Consider the following 16,017-nt stretch of genomic DNA (forward strand, 5'->3'; position numbering starts at 1 on the left):
GACGGAGTAGCCCATCATGAGCAGCCCCCTGATCGTTCAACTGGACCTGGCAGAATTCTGTGAGGCGGCCGATTTATCGGACGTCTACGTGATCGAAATCGTCGAGCACGGCATCCTCGAACCTCAGGGCGCGCAGCCCCGGGAATGGCGCTTCACCGATTACGAACTGGCTCTGGCCAAACGCGCCGCCAAGCTGCGCCGTGATCTGGAACTGGAGTGGGAAGGTGTGGCGCTGGCGCTGGATCTGCTGGATGAGGTGAAGCAGCTGCGGGCCGAGAACCGCATGTTGCGCCAGCGCTTGGGGCGGTTGGTGGTGGAGTAGTCAGTCTGATGTCTATCGGTGACTGGCCCGGCCTCTTCGCGAGCAGGCTCGCTCCCACATTGGAATGCGTACTCATGTGGGAGCGAGCCTGCTCGCGAGGAACGATAACGCGGAGTTTCTGACTCAACATTGAAAAGGCCCCGAAGGGCCTTTTTTACTGTCAGAACAAAAAGTAGCGCTGCGCCATCGGCAGCGTTTCCGCGGGCTCACACCACAGCAAAACTCCATCGGCCTTGACCTGGTAGGTCTGCGGATCGACATCGATGTTCGGCAGATAGTCGTTGTGGATCAGGTCGGTTTTCTGCACGTCGCGGCAGCCCTTCACCACAGCGATCTGCTTCTTCAACCCCAGGGCTTCGGGCAATCCGGCCTCCTGCGCAGCCTGGCTGATAAAGGTCAGGCTGGTGGCGTGCAGCGAGCCGCCGTAGCTGGCGAACATCGGGCGGTAGTGCACCGGTTGCGGTGTCGGAATCGAGGCGTTGGCATCGCCCATCAGGCTGGCGGCAATCGCACCGCCCTTGAGGATCAGCGTCGGCTTCACACCAAAGAACGCCGGGCGCCACAGCACCAGATCGGCCCACTTGCCGACTTCAATCGAGCCGACTTCATGGCTGATGCCGTGAGTGATCGCCGGGTTGATCGTGTATTTGGCGATGTAGCGTTTGGCGCGGAAGTTGTCGTTGCCTTCGCCATCCTGCGGCAGCGGGCCGCGCTGTTTTTTCATCTTGTCGGCGGTCTGCCAGGTCCGCGTGATCACTTCGCCGACGCGGCCCATGGCCTGGCTGTCGGAGCTGATCATCGAGAACGCGCCAAGGTCGTGGAGGATGTCTTCAGCGGCGATCGTTTCACGGCGGATGCGGCTTTCGGCGAAGGCGACATCTTCGGCAATGCTCGGGTCGAGGTGGTGGCAGACCATCAGCATGTCGAGGTGTTCGTCGATGGTGTTGCGGGTGAACGGCCGGGTCGGGTTGGTCGAGCTCGGCAGCACGTTAGGGAAACCGCAGGCCTTGATGATGTCCGGCGCGTGGCCGCCACCGGCACCTTCGGTGTGATAGGTGTGGATGGTGCGGCCCTTGAACGCGCCGAGGGTGGTTTCGACGAAGCCGGACTCGTTGAGGGTGTCGGTGTGGATCGCCACCTGCACATCGTACTGGTCGGCGACGTTGAGGCAGTTGTCGATACTCGCCGGAGTGGTGCCCCAGTCTTCGTGCAGCTTGAGGCCGATGGCGCCGGCCTTGACCTGTTCGATCAACGGCTCCGGCAGGCTGGCGTTGCCCTTGCCGGTCAGGCCGATGTTCATCGGGAAGGCATCGGCGGCCTGAAGCATGCGCGCCAGATGCCACGGACCGGACGTACAAGTGGTGGCGTTGGTGCCCGTGGCAGGTCCTGTGCCACCGCCGATCATGGTGGTGACGCCGCTCATCAACGCTTCTTCGATCTGCTGCGGGCAGATGAAGTGGATGTGCGTGTCGATGCCGCCAGCGGTGAGGATCATGCCTTCGCCGGCAATCACTTCGGTGCCGGCGCCGATGGCGATGGTCACGTTGGGTTGCACGTCGGGATTACCGGCCTTGCCGATCGCGGCGATGCGCCCGTCCTTGAGGCCGACATCGGCCTTGACGATGCCCCAGTGGTCGATGATCAGCGCGTTGGTGATCAGCGTGTCGACCACTTCGGCGGCGAGCAACTGACTCTGGCCCTGGCCATCACGGATGACTTTGCCGCCACCGAATTTCACTTCCTCGCCGTAGGTGGTGAAGTCCTTTTCGACTTCGATCCACAGCTCGGTATCGGCCAGGCGCACCTTGTCGCCGACGGTGGGGCCGAACATGTCGGCGTAGGCGCTTCTAGAAATCTTCATGTGCTTGCCTTGGGATTCAATTGTTTTTGAGATCGCTCGCATAGCTCGCTATCGCAGCCTCGCTGCGCTCGACAGCTCCTACAGTCAGTGATCGGCTTGAGACCGGGTGACATTGGTAGGAGCTGCCGAAGGCTGCGATCTTTTCGGGGCTCGCCGATATCAGTCGAGGTCACCCATGATGCGTCCAGCAAAGCCGAACACCCGGCGATGCCCGGCGTAATCGACCAGCTCGACTTCACGGCTCTGGCCGGGCTCGAAGCGCACGGCGGTGCCGGCGGGGATGTTCAGGCGCATGCCACGGCTGGCCGCACGATCAAAGGTCAGCGCGTCGTTGGTTTCGAAAAAGTGAAAGTGCGAACCGACCTGGATCGGCCGGTCACCACTGTTGGCGACTTTCAGGCTGACGGTGCGGCGGCCGACGTTTAGTTCAATGTCGCCGGGCTGGATCTGGTATTGGCCAGGAATCATCGCTGGGCTCCTTGCAGGACTTTGTAGTAGAGCGCGGTCGGGCGATACGTGCCGTTGGGGTCGCAGGCGTAATCGGGGATTTCGCCGGCGCGCACGTAGCCCAGCGCCCTGTAGAAATCTTCCGCCGGCGAGCCGGCCTCGGTGTCGAGATAGAGCATGCCGCGCTTGTGCTTGGGCGCTTCGAGTTCCAGCGCCTGCATCAGTTGCTGACCGAGACCGCGGCGCCGCGCGTGTTCGCGCACCAGCAGTTTCTGCACCTCCGCGCGGTTCAGACCGTTGGCCTTCTGGCACAGGCCCAACTGCACGCTGGCCAGCACCTGCTCGTCCTTGACCACCACCCACAGCAGCGTGTTGCCCTTGTTGACGTTGTCCTGCACCTCATCGAAATAAGCGCGCGCCTGCGCGGCATCGAGGTCGGCCATGAAGCCGACGCTGGCGCCGTAACCGACGGCGTCGAGCAGCAGATCGATCAGACCCTGGCGATAGTGGGCAAAACTCTCAGCGTTGACGCGGCGCAACTGGGCGGCGTTCATCGACATCACTCCTTGTGAGCATCCGGCGGTAGTGCGCCGGGATTGAGGGTCAACTGCATGAAGGTCAGATCGAGCCAGCGACCGAACTTGGTGCCGACTTGCGGCATCTGTCCGGTGATGCTGAAACCGGCGCGCTCGTGCAGGCGGATCGAAGCGGCGTTGCCACTCTCGATGGCGGCAACCATGACGTGTTTGCCGCAGCTGCGGGCGCGTTCGATCAACGCAGCCATCAGTTGCGGGCCGAGGCCATTGCCGCGCTGGTCGCTGCGCACATAAACCGAGTGTTCGACGGTGTGACGAAAACCGTCGAACGGCCGCCAGTCACCGAACGAAGCGTAGCCGAGGACGCTGTCTGCGCGGTCGACGATCACCAGGATCGGATACGCCTGCAGCTGACGCGCGTCGAACCATGCCTCGCGGTTGCCGAGGTCGACGGCTTGTTCGTTCCAGATCGCCGTGGTGTTGAGCACGGCGTCGTTGTAGATGTCGCGGATCGCCGGCAGGTCGGCCCGGGTTGCATCGCGAATCGCATAAGTCATGGCGCGGCCTCAGACGATCGGCTGGTGAACGGTGACCAGTTTGGTGCCGTCAGGGAACGTCGCCTCGACCTGGATTTCCGGGATCATTTCCGCGATGCCTTCCATCACTTGTTCGCGGCTGAGCAGGGTCGTGCCGTAATGCATCAGCTCGGCCACGGTCTGGCCGTCTCGGGCGCCCTCAAGCAGCGCGGCGGAGATGTAGGCCATGGCTTCCGGGTAGTTGAGTTTCACGCCCCGGGCCAGCCGCCGCTCGGCGACGAGGCCGGCGGTGAAGATCAGCAGCTTGTCTTTTTCGCGTGGGGTCAGGTCCATGGTTCGGGTTCCATCAGGGCAGATTCGGGTGGTTCTCGAGAAGTGTGGGGTGCCAGTTGGAGCAGCCCCTCACCCTAGCCCTCTCCCGAGGGAGAGGGGACTGATCTTGGTTGTTTTCAATGGCCAATTCAGTCAGCAATATTCGTTCAGGCAGATAAATTCATTTCAGACGACCCTCACCCCCCGCCCTCTCCCTCCGGGAGAGGGCGGGGGGTGAGGGTCGGGGTTTCAGGTGCTCCATATTCTCGGCGCGATAGCTTCGCGCCCCAGCAGCGCAGGTCTGAGCAGTCGCCACAAATCCATGAGCCAGGCGCGGGCGAGTAAGGCTTCAGAAGCCAGACACCGCGCCACCAGCAACCCCGGCAACTGGGTCAAATCACCACGTACTTCGTGCCCCAGTGATCGGCAACGCTCCAGCAGCTCGGCGTCAATCTCACCGGTCACCAGCATCGTCGCGAACACCGGTTGCCCATCCAGCCCGATCGGCGAATCCAGCAAACCATCGTTACCGACAATGTGCTGCCGTTCGTGCCAGAGCAACCGCCCATCACGGCGGATATCCAGATGCGCCTGGAAATGCCCAAGGTCAAAACGCTCGCCACTGGCCGGACGACCCAGCGCCACCACGTCCCAGTAGAACAGTTGCGCATCGCCTTCGAGTTCGATCGTTGTGCTCAACTCGGCCTGCGCGGCGCTGTAGACGATGGTTTCCTGCGGCAGCCATTCCAGCGTCGCGCCGGCAGCGATTTTCAAGTCGAGCTGCTGATACGCCGGGCCTGCCGCGCGGTACCACTTGGCGGCACCGGGGCTGGTGATTTGTGCCCAGGCGTTGGGTTCGACGCGGGCGCTGATATCCAGCCGATCGCCGCCAGCGATCCCGCCCGGCGGATGGACGATGATGTGCTGGCAGACCTCAGGGCCTTCGGCGTACAGATGCTTTTGCACGCGCAGCGGGCCGAGGTGGCGGCGCATGACCGGACGCGTGCAATTGCCGAAACGCGCGTAAGCCAGTTCCAGCTCGGCGTGCCAGCTCGGGGTAAACAGGGCAGGTGCAACAATCGAATTCATGATTTGTGATTATCGTTAGGAAGCTACAGATTAGACCGCCGCGTTAGATCGTGACCAGCCCGCGTACACCCTCGGCCTCCATATTTTCACCGCGACCCTGCTGGACGATCTCGCCGCGCGACATCACCAGGTATTGATCGGCCAGTTCCGCAGCAAAGTCGTAGAACTGCTCGACCAGCAGAATCGCCATATCACCGCGCGCCGCGAGCTGCTTGATCACTGCGCCGATTTCCTTGATCACCGACGGTTGAATGCCTTCCGTGGGCTCATCAAGAATCAGCAGGCGTGGACGGCTGGCCAGCGCTCGGCCGATTGCCAGTTGCTGTTGCTGACCGCCGGACAGATCACCGCCACGGCGCTGCTTCATTTGTAGCAGCACTGGAAACAGTTCATAGATGAAACCCGGGACTTCTTTGGCTTCGCTGCCGGGGAAGCGCGACAGGCCCATCAGCAGATTCTCTTCCACGGTCAGCCGTCCGAAGATTTCCCGGCCTTGCGGCACATAAGCGATACCGGCATGCACACGCTGGTGCGGCTTGAACGTGGTAATCGCTTTGCCTTCCCAATTGACCGCACCTTCCTTGGCCGGCAGCAGGCCCATCAGGCATTTGAGCAAGGTGGTCTTGCCCACGCCGTTACGCCCGAGCAGGCAGGTGACTTCGCCGACTTTCACGTCAAACGAGAGGCCGCGCAGGATGTGGCTACCGCCGTAGTACTGGTGCAGCTTGTCGACTTGCAGCATGTTCGAATTCCTTCTGTTGCACACAGAACCCTGTGGGAGCGAGCCTGCTCGCGAATGCAGACTGACATTCAACATCTTCATCGCCTGATGCACCGCTTTCGCGAGCAGGCTCGCTCCCACAGGTTTTGTATTCGCAAACCTTAGCGGCCGAGGTAGACCTCGATCACCCGCTCGTTGTCCTGTACCTGTTCCAGCGAGCCCTCGGCCAGAACGCTGCCCTGATGCAGCACCGTGACGTGGTCGGCGATCGAGCCGACAAAGCCCATGTCGTGCTCGACCACCATCAACGAATGCTTGCCCGCCAGCGACTTGAACAGCTCGGCGGTGAACTCGGTTTCGGCGTCGGTCATGCCCGCCACCGGCTCGTCGAGGAGGAGCAGTTGCGGGTCCTGCATCAGCAGCATGCCAATCTCCAGAAACTGCTTTTGCCCGTGGGACAGCAGCCCGGCCTGGCGATTGACCGAGGTGGTCAGGCGAATCGTCTCCAGCACTTCGCTGATGCGGTCCTTCTGCTCGCCGCTCAAACGCGCACGCAAACTGGCCCACACCGACTTGTCGGTCTTCTGCGCCAACTCAAGGTTTTCAAACACGCTCAAAGCTTCGAACACCGTCGGTTTCTGGAACTTGCGGCCGATGCCGGACTGGGCGATCTGCACTTCGCTCATCTGCGTCAGGTCCAGGGTTTCGCCGAACCAGGCCTTGCCGTGGCTGGGCCGGGTCTTGCCGGTAATCACGTCCATCAGCGTGGTTTTACCTGCGCCGTTGGGACCAATGATGCAGCGCAGTTCGCCGACGCCGATATACAGGTTGAGATTGTTCAGCGCACGGAAGCCGTCGAAGCTGACGCTGATGTCTTCCAGGGTCAGGATCGTGCCATGGCGCGTATCGAGGCCGGGGCCGACGCGCTGGCCGAGGCCGATCGAGTCGCGACTGGTGCCTTCGTCCTTGTTCGGTTCCACGGGGAAAAAGGCCGGTTCGAGCATGAATTCAGCACTCGCTGTGACTCTCATTGTTCACCTCGTTTCTTCAGCAGACCGATCACGCCTTTGGGCAGGTACAGCGTCACGACGATGAACAGCGCGCCAAGGAAGAACAGCCAGTATTCGGGGAAGGCCACGGTGAACCAGCTCTTCATGCCATTGACCACGCCGGCGCCGAGCAGCGGCCCGATCAGCGTGCCGCGTCCGCCGAGGGCCACCCATACGGCCGCTTCGATGGAGTTGGTCGGCGACATTTCGCTCGGATTGATGATGCCCACTTGCGGCACGTACAGCGCGCCGGCCAGTCCACACAACACCGCACTCAGCACCCAGACAAACAACTTGAAACCACGCGGGTCGTAGCCACAGAACATCAGGCGGTTTTCCGCATCGCGCAGGGCGGTCAATACCCGTCCGAACTTGCTTTGCGCCAGGCGCCAGCCAATGAACAGGCTCGCCACCAGCAACAGCACCGTAGCGAGAAACAACACCGCACGGGTGCCCGGTTCAGTGATGCCGAAGCCGAGGATCGTGCGGAAATTGGTAAAGCCGTTGTTGCCGCCAAACCCGGTCTCGTTGCGGAAAAACAGGAGCATGCCGGCGAAAGTCAGGGCCTGGGTCATGATCGAGAAATACACGCCTTTGATCCGCGAGCGGAAGGCGAAGAAACCGAACACCAGCGCCAGCAAACCCGGCGCCAGAACCACCAGACACATGGCCCAGAGGAAGCTGCTGGTGCCGGTCCAGTACCACGGCAATTCGCTCCACGACAGGAAAGTCATGAACGCTGGCAAGCCATCGCCAGCGGCCTGACGCATCAGGTACATGCCCATCGCATAACCGCCGAGGGCGAAGAACAGACCGTGGCCCAGCGACAGCAGGCCGGCATAACCCCAGACCAGATCCAGCGCCAGAGCGACGATGGCGTAGCAGAGGATTTTGCCGACCAGAGTCAGGGTGTAGGCCGAGACGTGCAGGGCGTTGTCCGGCGCGAGCAGTGACAGCAGCGGCAGAACGATCAGCAGCGCAAGGATCACACCACCGACCGCGAGCGTGGCTTTCGGCCCGGCCTTTTGTGTAGCCGTGACTAACAGAGGCTGGTTCATCAGTCGATCACCCGTCCTTTCAGTGCGAAGAGGCCTTGCGGACGTTTCTGGATAAACAGAATGATCAGCGCGAGGATGAGGATCTTGCCGAGCACCGCACCGATCTGCGGTTCGAGAATCTTGTTGGCGATGCCTAAACCAAACGCGGCGAGTACGCTGCCGGCCAACTGGCCGACGCCGCCAAGCACCACCACCAGGAACGAGTCGATGATGTAGCTCTGGCCCAGATCCGGACCGACGTTGCCGATCTGGCTCAGCGCCACGCCGCCCAATCCGGCGATGCCCGAGCCGAGGCCGAAGGCGAGCATGTCGACGCGCCCGGTTGGCACACCGCAGCAGGCGGCCATGTTGCGGTTCTGCGTGACGGCGCGGACGTTGAGGCCGAGGCGGGTCCTGTTCAGCAGCAGCCAGGTCAGCACCACCACGAACAATGCGAAAGCAATGATCACGATGCGGTTGTACGGCAGCACCAGATTGGGCAGCACTTGAATGCCGCCTGACAGCCATGCCGGGTTCGCTACTTCAACGTTCTGCGCGCCGAACACCAGGCGCACCAGTTGAATCAGCATCAGGCTGATGCCCCAGGTCGCGAGCAGGGTTTCCAACGGCCGACCGTAGAGGTGGCGGATGACCGTGCGCTCCAGCGCCATGCCGATGGCGGCGGTGACGAAGAACGCCACTGGCAGCGCAATCAGCGGATAGAACTCGATGGCCTGCGGCGCGTAGCGCTGGAACATCAGTTGCACCACATAGGTCGAGTAGGCGCCGAGCATGAGCATCTCGCCGTGGGCCATGTTGATCACCCCAAGCAGGCCGAAGGTGATGGCCAGACCGAGGGCGGCGAGCAGCAGAATCGAGCCCAGCGACATGCCGCTGAACGCCTGGCCGAGCATTTCGCCGATCAGCAATTTGCGTTTGACCTGAGCGAGGCTGGTTTCGGCGGCGGTACGTACGCCGGCATCGCTTTCCACGCCGGGTTCGAGCAAGCCTTCGAGGCGTGTGCGTGCCAGCGGGTCGCCGGTCTCACCGAGCAGGCGCACGGCAGCGAGGCGCACCGCCGGATCCGTATCGACCAGTTGCAGATTGGCCAGCGCAAGGCTCAGGGCAGCGTGCACGCTTTGGTTTTTTTCCCCAGCGAGTTGCTGGTCGAGGAATTTCAGCTGCGCGGGTTTCGCGCTTTTCTGCAATTGCTGCGCGGCAGCCAGACGGATTTTGCCGTCAGCGGCGAGCAGTTGATGGCTGGCCATGGCGGTGTCGATCAGACCCCGCAGGCGGTTGTTCAGGCGCAGGGTTTTGGCCTGGCCGTCGATCGTCAGTTCGCCTTGTTGCAGGGCGTTGATCAGTTCGATACGGGCCGGATCGGGCTGCGCGGCCCAGGTTTCCAGCAGTTTGGCTTGCTGCACGGGATTGGCCGCGACGAAGTCTTCGGCATCGCCGGCGTGGGCCAGCATCGGCAGCAACAGTGCGATGGCACAGATGAATCGGAAAAGGGCAGTGGGCATAGTCAGTCGCCTTGACGCGGACATTGTGGGAGCGAGCCTGCTCGCGAAAGCGGTCTGTCAGTCACATGGATGTTGGATGTGCCGACGTCTTCGCGAGCAGGCTCGCTCCCACAGGGAATTGCATCAGCCTCACGCCAGGCGCGAGACTGACATCCGGTGACTCAGTTGCTCTTCACCGCATAATCCGGCTTCTTGTCGTTGCCCTGAATGAACGGGCTCCACGGTTGCGCGCGGATCGGCCCTTCGGTCTGCCACACGACGTTGAACTGACCGTCGCTCTGGATCTCGCCGATCATCACTGGCTTGTGCAGGTGGTGGTTGGTCTTGTCCATGGTCAGGGTGTAGCCCGACGGCGCGGCAAAGGTCTGCCCGGCCAGTGCTTCGCGCACCTTGTCGACGTCGGTGGATTTGGCTTTCTCGACCGCCTGCGCCCACATGTGGATGCCGACGTAAGTGGCTTCCATCGGGTCGTTGGTCACCGCTTTGTCAGCGCCCGGCAAATTGTGTTTCTTCGCGTAGGCTTTCCAGTCAGCGACAAATTTCTTGTTCGCAGGATTTTCCACCGACTCGAAGTAGTTCCACGCCGCCAGGTTGCCCACCAGCGGTTTGGTGTCGATGCCGCGCAGTTCTTCTTCGCCGACCGAGAACGCCACCACCGGTACGTCGGTGGCTTTCAGGCCCTGGTTGGCCAGCTCTTTGTAGAACGGCACGTTCGAGTCGCCGTTGACGGTGGAAATGACGGCAGTCTTGCCACCGGCCGAGAATTTTTTGATGTTGGCGACGATGGTCTGGTAATCGCTGTGACCGAACGGCGTGTAGACCTCTTCGATGTCCTTGTCGGCCACGCCTTTGGAATGCAGGAACGCGCGCAGGATCTTGTTGGTGGTGCGCGGGTAGACGTAATCGGTGCCGAGCAGGAAGTAGCGCTTGGCGCTGCCGCCTTCTTCGCTCATCAGGTATTCCACCGCCGGGATCGCTTGCTGGTTCGGCGCGGCACCGGTGTAGAAAACGTTTGGCGACATCTCTTCGCCCTCGTACTGCACCGGGTAGAACAGCAGGCCGTTGAGCTCTTCGAACACCGGCAACACCGATTTGCGCGACACCGAGGTCCAGCAGCCGAACACCACCGCGACCTTGTCCTGGGTCAGCAACTGGCGGCCCTTCTCGGCAAACAGCGGCCAGTTGGAAGCGGGGTCGACCACCACCGGCTCGAGCATCTTGCCGTTCACACCGCCCTTGGCGTTGATCTCGTCGATGGTCATCAGGGCCATGTCCTTGAGCGATGTTTCGGAGATCGCCATGGTCCCGGACAACGAATGCAGAATTCCGACCTTGATGGTCTCGGCGGCCTGGACGGTCCAGGTCATGCCCATCGCGGCAATGGATGCCGTGAGTGTGAAAGCCTTGATCAAACTGCGACGCTTCATTGTGCGATCTCCATGACATTGCGTTTTTTGTGATTGGCAGATGCGGACGACTGAAGGGAAGGTTTGCAAGGGCTGTGCCCGGTCGCGATCCGATATGAAAATGCCGTCGCAGAGCGCTCGTGCGGTACCGCTCGCGCACCAGTAACGGACACTCTGCGGGCTCTGGTGCGCCTGCATGCGCCAGATTGGGGCGGTCGGGTCGCTACAGAATTCGACACAGAAACGATAACCCTGCACCGCTCGGTCCAGGCAGCGAAGCGACACACTCGATCGGTAGTCATCCCGAATGTTTTCAGCAGGATTTTTATCATGAACGATGTGTCAGGACGCACCGAGCGCGCCGCAAAACCCTCCGGCAAAACCAGGCTGCCGCCGCTCAGTCCGGGATTTCTCAAGGAGGAAGATGCCGCGTTCTGGGCGCATACGCGGATTCCGCTCAAACCGGACCGGGAATACGGCAGCGTTATTCTGCGGCGCCCCGATGGGCGTTACGTCGCCACCTCACCGATTCCCGGGCAAGTGACACGTTTCGATTTCGGCACCCTCATCGAGGTCGATGCCTCTGGCAATTACGTGCACCCCAGTGGCTACCGATGTGTGGCCAACGTGCATTGCCATGCGCCTCTGCATGATCACGTCCGTGCCGCCAATCCGCGTTGGGACGAGCTGTTGATCAGGCTGTTCATCAGTTTTTTTTCGGATCTGGATTTTGTCGCTGATGTGGCCGCGCGAAACTTTTTCCCCAGTGCTTATCTGTCGGGCCCTGACGGAACGCTGCTCAAGTATTCGCCCAGCGGATCGCCCGAGGAATTCAGTTACTACCTGTGGCGCAAAGCGGGTTCGCCGAGCGGTAATCCGGTGGGCACCTATGACGTCATGAGCATCATCAACAAGGTTGCCGCAGTGGGTGAGCTGAAGGTCATTGTCTCTAACGCCGACTGGGGGCATTCCGTCGGCGTGGTGCCGGCGGACTGGAAGGCCGGGCAGCCATTTTCCAGGGGCGTGGTCAGTGAGCAGCCACTGATGGCCCGGCTCGCGCCCAATGCCGAACGGGCAGTGCTCGCCGCGTTGAAGTCCAGGGGCGCACAGTCGTCGGGGCTGCTCCTGAAAAAACGCGGTGCCGAACAGTATGTAGCGACCCATGCGCGCCCGGCCGGGCTGTCTGCATGGGATGCGCAGAAAACCTTTCCTGCGGGCCCCGGTGGCAAACTCGAGCTCCCAACCGGCTATGCGCTCGAGGGGTTTTACTACGCCTCCTGGCCGGATCCTGCGCGGACATCGCCCTCGCAGCCGTGGCTGTACGAGAATTTCTTCACACCGCAGGAAATGGCACTGGCCATAGCAAGTCATGGTCGCGCCCGACATCTGGCGGCGTCCGATTCGCCGTTGTCGTTGTACGTGCAGACCCGTGATGCCGCAATGCTGAAGTACACCTTCAGCGGCGACCCGATCGAAGCCGCACTGAGCATCGATCACCCCGACGGCAGCGTCACCGATCCGGGGCTGCAATCGAGGCTGCTGACCGGGACTCTGCGCCCCCGTGAGTTCGTTTCGATGCTGGTGATCAGTGGTCGGCTGGACGTCTTGCGCGGCAGTGCGCTGTGGGCGCGACTGGGGCGCGTTGACCTGCAATGGCAACCCTTTGCAAATTTCCCCTGGCCAGGCCTGAGTGACGGCTTCCTCTCGGCCGAGGATGCCGTTCGGTATGCTCACGAACAAGTCGGTAACCGCCGTGATCGCGCTTTTGTCGGTTACGTCTTTCAGCGCAGCGTCGACGATCGCTTCGTGGTCACCGAGCCCATCGAGGGAGACATTGCCGTGCTTGGCTCGGGACGTCTGTATCCTCGGGACATTCATGGACAGACGATTTTTCCCGAGGACCATGCACTGCGCGGGCGATATGTGTCGCACGTGGCGCTGTCGCAGCTGGAGCGGGTGGTCATTGAAGATTTCAAGTGGACGCACGAAGAAGCGGTCCTGAGTCTGCAGATGCCGAGTGTCGAAGAGATCAGGCAGACCTGGCTGGACAAAACCGCGCTTTATGTCTCGGGGGCTGCGAACAGTCTGCTCAGGTATGAACTGTCCGAGGGGGGCAATGCCCGAGAGCTTGCCGCCCGTTTGGGGAGCCGTGAAAATCCGGGGGCTCTGGCGTTGAAGCTTGCCGGTGGCGAACTGCGGCCGCAGGACTTTGTCCGCCTGCAGGCTGCGGGCGGGCGCTTGACCGTGCTGCTCGACAACCCGCTGTGGGGACATCGCGGTGATGTACCGCCAGACTGGGCCATGATGGCTGTGCCTCTGACAGGTCAATTCGGGACGACCACGCCGGAGTCTGCGTTGCCTGATCAATTGCCGGCCCCTCCCGCGCTGTTCCCCAACAGGCCACTGGACAAATCGCCCATTTTCTCTCGTGGCGAATTTCTATCGACATCACCCTTTGCCTGGAAGCGCCCTGACAGCGTTGCCTGCGGAGCGGTTTTTCCTACGGCGGACGAGGCGGCGCAGAATCAAGCCGCGCGTGCTGCGCAGTTGCAGGACGAGCCGCGAGCGTTGTTCGGATTTATCCTCAAACATCGCGAGCGGGAAGAGTACGTCGCCACTGAAGTGGTGCCCGTCAACGCGCGGGGCGACAATCTGTTTCAACTGCAGGCGTTGTTCGGCTCACAGCTTTCCGAGCCCTGGTATCAGTATCCGGACGGTTTCAGCCTGTACGCAAACTTTTACCTGCACCATGACGTGAAACGCCCTTCCAGCGATACCGATGCCTGGCTGGCACAGCATTTCATTTCGCCGGATAACCTGACTGTGGCGATGTACTACTCGCCCCGTCGTCCGGTGCGCCCATCCGGTCTGCCCGTGGCGCTGTACGTCAGTACTCAGGACGGTGCGTTGCTCAAATACGTGAGAAACAGTGCGAGCAAACTGTTCCATGACGATCTCTCCAGCCGCAGACTTGAAACCATCAAGCAGGACCTGGCCTCAGGCAAATGGAAGCCAGCGGACTTCATTCACGAGGTGGCCGACAGTGGGGAGCTGTCTGTCATGCGCAGGAGTCTGTGTTGGGACCGGGTCGGCAGGGTCGACGGCGCCTGGAAACCCTATGCGAACCTGGAGCGTCGCCGGCTTGGTCCGCTGTTCCAGAACGCGGACGATGCGGCGGTGCATGCCCGTCTGCAAGTGCCGAGGGTTGCGGACGCCGTTTATGGCGGAGTGATTCTGAAAACCCCTGAAGGCCTGTTCGTTGCTACGGTGCCGATCAAGGTGTCGCGGGAAAACTTCGATCTCACCGAGGTGTTCCCGGACGAAAGTTACAGCGCCGGACTGTTTCCCGCTGGCTGTTCCATCGCCGCACGTTATCGCTCAAGAGCCATGCGAGAACTGTCGGTGATGTTCACCGGAGCGGATAAGCAGCTCTATCTGAATATGCTATCGGTCGACACCGTCTACTCGGCATTCATCCGCACGACACCGAAGAGGTGGGATGAATACCTGTTCGGGCCTGACGGCTCGTTGATTCGCTATCAGGCAGGCGCCTGGGAGCACTTCCTCGCCGATCTTTCCCGCGCCTTGACCGGTACCGGTCACGTACCTCCTTCCCTTGATGCCGTAACGATCAGAGAACGTATCCGGAGCGGCGATTTGAAGCCCGGACAATGGGTCGACTCCCTGGCCCGGGCCGGTTATTTGTACGTGGTCATCGGCAGCGAGATCTGGGGTGCGCCGCGGCAGGTGACCCGTTGGGTGCCTTACGCCGGAAATTTGCTTCCCATGGCCGATTACCATAAAGCCACCCGTGCTGCGGCCTGCAGCCCCGTGTTCATTCAGACCGATGCTGCAGCCACCTATGTCCACGAGGCCGTCGTCAGCCGCGATACCCTGACCTTCGGTTTTATCCTGCGTTGCGGCGACGGTGCATTCATCGCCAGCCTGCCGATCGAGGCGCAGCGTTCGCGGTTGGCGCTGGACCGGGTCTTCGAGCAAGGGCGATTGCCTTACGGTCATGTTCTGGACGCGATTTACTTGCGAGCACCCTTGCCGCCATTGGGTGCAGGACACAATGACGTTCGCAGTGTTTTTCTTTCGCCGACCGATGTCTTGCAGGCGTGCCGACGGGCCAACATGACCCAAGGCTATTTGCCCATCTACTTTTCCTGCGCCGACGGCGCACTGTTGAGGTTGAAACTGCATCCCTTCGAACCGGGCGAGTTTTACGACAGGCATGGGCAGATCGAACTACGGCCCAACACGTTCGATTCGCCCGCACAGGCGGCGAACGATGAACGTGACATCGCCAAAGGCACTTTTGTGTTGGCTGACTTCGTTCGTCGAATGGCCCGGGCTGGCAGGCTCGATGTGTTGAAAACCAGCGAGTATTGGTCGCACCAGGGCTGGAATCGCGAGGATAAGGAAACTGTCGAGGGCGAGACTGCCGACGACGAAAGATGGCGGACCCATCCGGAACCCGCGTTGGGGCCACTGTTTCACCACGTCGACGATGCCGCCCGGCATGCCGGCAGTCGAGCCGGCGAACCGGTCCTCGATCGAGGGTACGAAGCGGCGATACTGGCGCACGGAACGAGCCCGCGTTTTGTCCCGCTCGAACCGGTTGCCGTTTCTTCATACGAGAGCAAGCCGCTGGCAAGGATATTCCGCGCGCCCACCGATCCGTCGATCAGTTGGCGCAACCCTGCGCCGCGTTACCCTGAGGGCTACACCCTGGTTGCCAGTCATCAGATGCACCTTTCCGGGAACACCACGCTGGGCACCGATGCGCAGCATGTGCAAGCCAACTTCGCTTCGCCCGCTCAGGTTTTGGCGCGTACCCATCAGCTCAAGGATCAGGGTTTCGCGATCCAGGCCTTCTACTATTCAACCCCCTACGGCGTTTTGCTCAAGTACGTCCCGGTCTATACACCCGCTGAACGGGATCTGCTGTCGACCCGGCTGGTGGCATATGAAAACGGCAGGTGGGTCACACGGCTGAGCCCCGGCGAGTTTATTTCCAGGCTCGGGGCGCTGGGCGAATTATCCGTACTGGTCGCCGGTCACTACTGGCGCCAGACCGGGCGCCAGGGCGGTAGCTGGTCGAGTTCCCGCCAGCAAATGCCCAGCCCGGGCTTTGCTCGCCGCAGGGATGAATTGTAGGCGCTGATCGAGGGT

13 protein-coding genes are annotated in these 16,017 nt (G+C 61.5%); 2 read left to right on the plus strand and 11 right to left on the minus strand.

What is annotated here, in order from left to right; genetic code table 11:
* Positions 1 to 16: 16 nt before the first annotated feature.
* The gene (locus J2Y90_RS08885; RefSeq protein ID WP_016771896.1) at positions 17 to 322 is read left to right on the plus strand and encodes a chaperone modulator CbpM; all 306 of its coding nucleotides are present in this window, start codon (positions 17 to 19) and stop codon (positions 320 to 322) included.
* 160 nt (positions 323 to 482) lie between these two features.
* Here J2Y90_RS08885 and ureC read toward each other — a convergent pair whose 3' ends face one another.
* The 11 genes from ureC to urtA form a co-directional block, all read right to left on the minus strand.
* Positions 483 to 2,183, minus strand: a complete 1,701-nt coding sequence (ureC, locus tag J2Y90_RS08890) for an urease subunit alpha (RefSeq protein ID WP_071174262.1) — start codon at positions 2,181 to 2,183, stop codon at positions 483 to 485.
* A gap of 159 nt (positions 2,184 to 2,342) precedes the next feature.
* On the minus strand, positions 2,343 to 2,651 hold the full coding sequence (locus J2Y90_RS08895; RefSeq protein ID WP_016771893.1) for an urease subunit beta: 309 nt from the start codon (positions 2,649 to 2,651) through the stop codon (positions 2,343 to 2,345).
* Entirely contained in the window at positions 2,648 to 3,184 is a 537-nt protein-coding gene (locus tag J2Y90_RS08900; protein ID WP_253498617.1) for a GNAT family N-acetyltransferase, read from the minus strand. The genes J2Y90_RS08895 and J2Y90_RS08900 overlap by 4 nt, the downstream gene beginning before the upstream one ends.
* Before the next feature lie 5 nt (positions 3,185 to 3,189).
* Positions 3,190 to 3,723 (minus strand): GNAT family N-acetyltransferase, encoded by a 534-nt coding sequence (locus tag J2Y90_RS08905; protein WP_253498620.1) that lies wholly within the window; start codon positions 3,721 to 3,723, stop codon positions 3,190 to 3,192.
* Positions 3,724 to 3,732: 9 nt separating this feature from the next.
* Positions 3,733 to 4,035, minus strand: a complete 303-nt coding sequence (gene ureA, locus J2Y90_RS08910) for an urease subunit gamma (RefSeq protein ID WP_042608931.1) — start codon at positions 4,033 to 4,035, stop codon at positions 3,733 to 3,735.
* 228 nt (positions 4,036 to 4,263) lie between these two features.
* Positions 4,264 to 5,103, minus strand: coding sequence for an urease accessory protein UreD (locus J2Y90_RS08915; RefSeq protein ID WP_253498623.1), 840 nt, complete (start codon positions 5,101 to 5,103; stop codon positions 4,264 to 4,266).
* Between the two features lie 43 nt (positions 5,104 to 5,146).
* A complete protein-coding gene (urtE, locus tag J2Y90_RS08920; protein ID WP_253498626.1) occupies positions 5,147 to 5,845 on the minus strand; it encodes an urea ABC transporter ATP-binding subunit UrtE in 699 nt (232 codons plus the stop codon).
* Positions 5,846 to 5,985: 140 nt separating this feature from the next.
* Positions 5,986 to 6,855 (minus strand): urea ABC transporter ATP-binding protein UrtD, encoded by an 870-nt coding sequence (urtD, locus tag J2Y90_RS08925; protein ID WP_370695112.1) that lies wholly within the window; start codon positions 6,853 to 6,855, stop codon positions 5,986 to 5,988.
* Entirely contained in the window at positions 6,852 to 7,931 is a 1,080-nt protein-coding gene (gene urtC, locus J2Y90_RS08930) for an urea ABC transporter permease subunit UrtC (protein ID WP_064363024.1), read from the minus strand. Before urtC ends, urtD begins: the two co-directional genes overlap by 4 nt.
* On the minus strand, positions 7,931 to 9,433 hold the full coding sequence (urtB, locus tag J2Y90_RS08935) for an urea ABC transporter permease subunit UrtB (protein ID WP_253498630.1): 1,503 nt from the start codon (positions 9,431 to 9,433) through the stop codon (positions 7,931 to 7,933). The genes urtC and urtB overlap by 1 nt, the downstream gene beginning before the upstream one ends.
* Before the next feature lie 161 nt (positions 9,434 to 9,594).
* Positions 9,595 to 10,860: an urea ABC transporter substrate-binding protein gene (gene urtA, locus J2Y90_RS08940; protein ID WP_056787644.1), complete on the minus strand. Its 1,266-nt coding sequence runs from the start codon at positions 10,858 to 10,860 to the stop codon at positions 9,595 to 9,597.
* A gap of 309 nt (positions 10,861 to 11,169) precedes the next feature.
* Here urtA and J2Y90_RS08945 point away from each other — a divergent pair, with 309 nt between their 5' ends.
* Positions 11,170 to 16,002 (plus strand): DUF4329 domain-containing protein, encoded by a 4,833-nt coding sequence (locus tag J2Y90_RS08945; RefSeq protein WP_253498633.1) that lies wholly within the window; start codon positions 11,170 to 11,172, stop codon positions 16,000 to 16,002.
* Positions 16,003 to 16,017 lie beyond the last annotated feature (15 nt).

Origin of the sequence: Pseudomonas koreensis (genome assembly GCF_024169245.1) — a bacterium.
Lineage (GTDB): Bacteria > Pseudomonadota > Gammaproteobacteria > Pseudomonadales > Pseudomonadaceae > Aquipseudomonas > Aquipseudomonas koreensis_F.

Bases quoted from the DNA above. Each gene is read 5' to 3' on its own strand.
- J2Y90_RS08885 (WP_016771896.1), top strand. From the start codon at position 17: ATGAGCAGCCCCCTGATCGTTCAACTGGACCTGGCAGAATTCTGTGAG.
- ureC (WP_071174262.1), bottom strand. From the start codon at position 2,183: ATGAAGATTTCTAGAAGCGCCTACGCCGACATGTTCGGCCCCACCGTC.
- J2Y90_RS08895 (WP_016771893.1), bottom strand. From the start codon at position 2,651: ATGATTCCTGGCCAATACCAGATCCAGCCCGGCGACATTGAACTAAAC.
- J2Y90_RS08900 (WP_253498617.1), bottom strand. From the start codon at position 3,184: ATGAACGCCGCCCAGTTGCGCCGCGTCAACGCTGAGAGTTTTGCCCAC.
- J2Y90_RS08905 (WP_253498620.1), bottom strand. From the start codon at position 3,723: ATGACTTATGCGATTCGCGATGCAACCCGGGCCGACCTGCCGGCGATC.
- ureA (WP_042608931.1), bottom strand. From the start codon at position 4,035: ATGGACCTGACCCCACGCGAAAAAGACAAGCTGCTGATCTTCACCGCC.
- J2Y90_RS08915 (WP_253498623.1), bottom strand. From the start codon at position 5,103: ATGAATTCGATTGTTGCACCTGCCCTGTTTACCCCGAGCTGGCACGCC.
- urtE (WP_253498626.1), bottom strand. From the start codon at position 5,845: ATGCTGCAAGTCGACAAGCTGCACCAGTACTACGGCGGTAGCCACATC.
- urtD (WP_370695112.1), bottom strand. From the start codon at position 6,855: ATGAGAGTCACAGCGAGTGCTGAATTCATGCTCGAACCGGCCTTTTTC.
- urtC (WP_064363024.1), bottom strand. From the start codon at position 7,931: ATGAACCAGCCTCTGTTAGTCACGGCTACACAAAAGGCCGGGCCGAAA.
- urtB (WP_253498630.1), bottom strand. From the start codon at position 9,433: ATGCCCACTGCCCTTTTCCGATTCATCTGTGCCATCGCACTGTTGCTG.
- urtA (WP_056787644.1), bottom strand. From the start codon at position 10,860: ATGAAGCGTCGCAGTTTGATCAAGGCTTTCACACTCACGGCATCCATT.
- J2Y90_RS08945 (WP_253498633.1), top strand. From the start codon at position 11,170: ATGAACGATGTGTCAGGACGCACCGAGCGCGCCGCAAAACCCTCCGGC.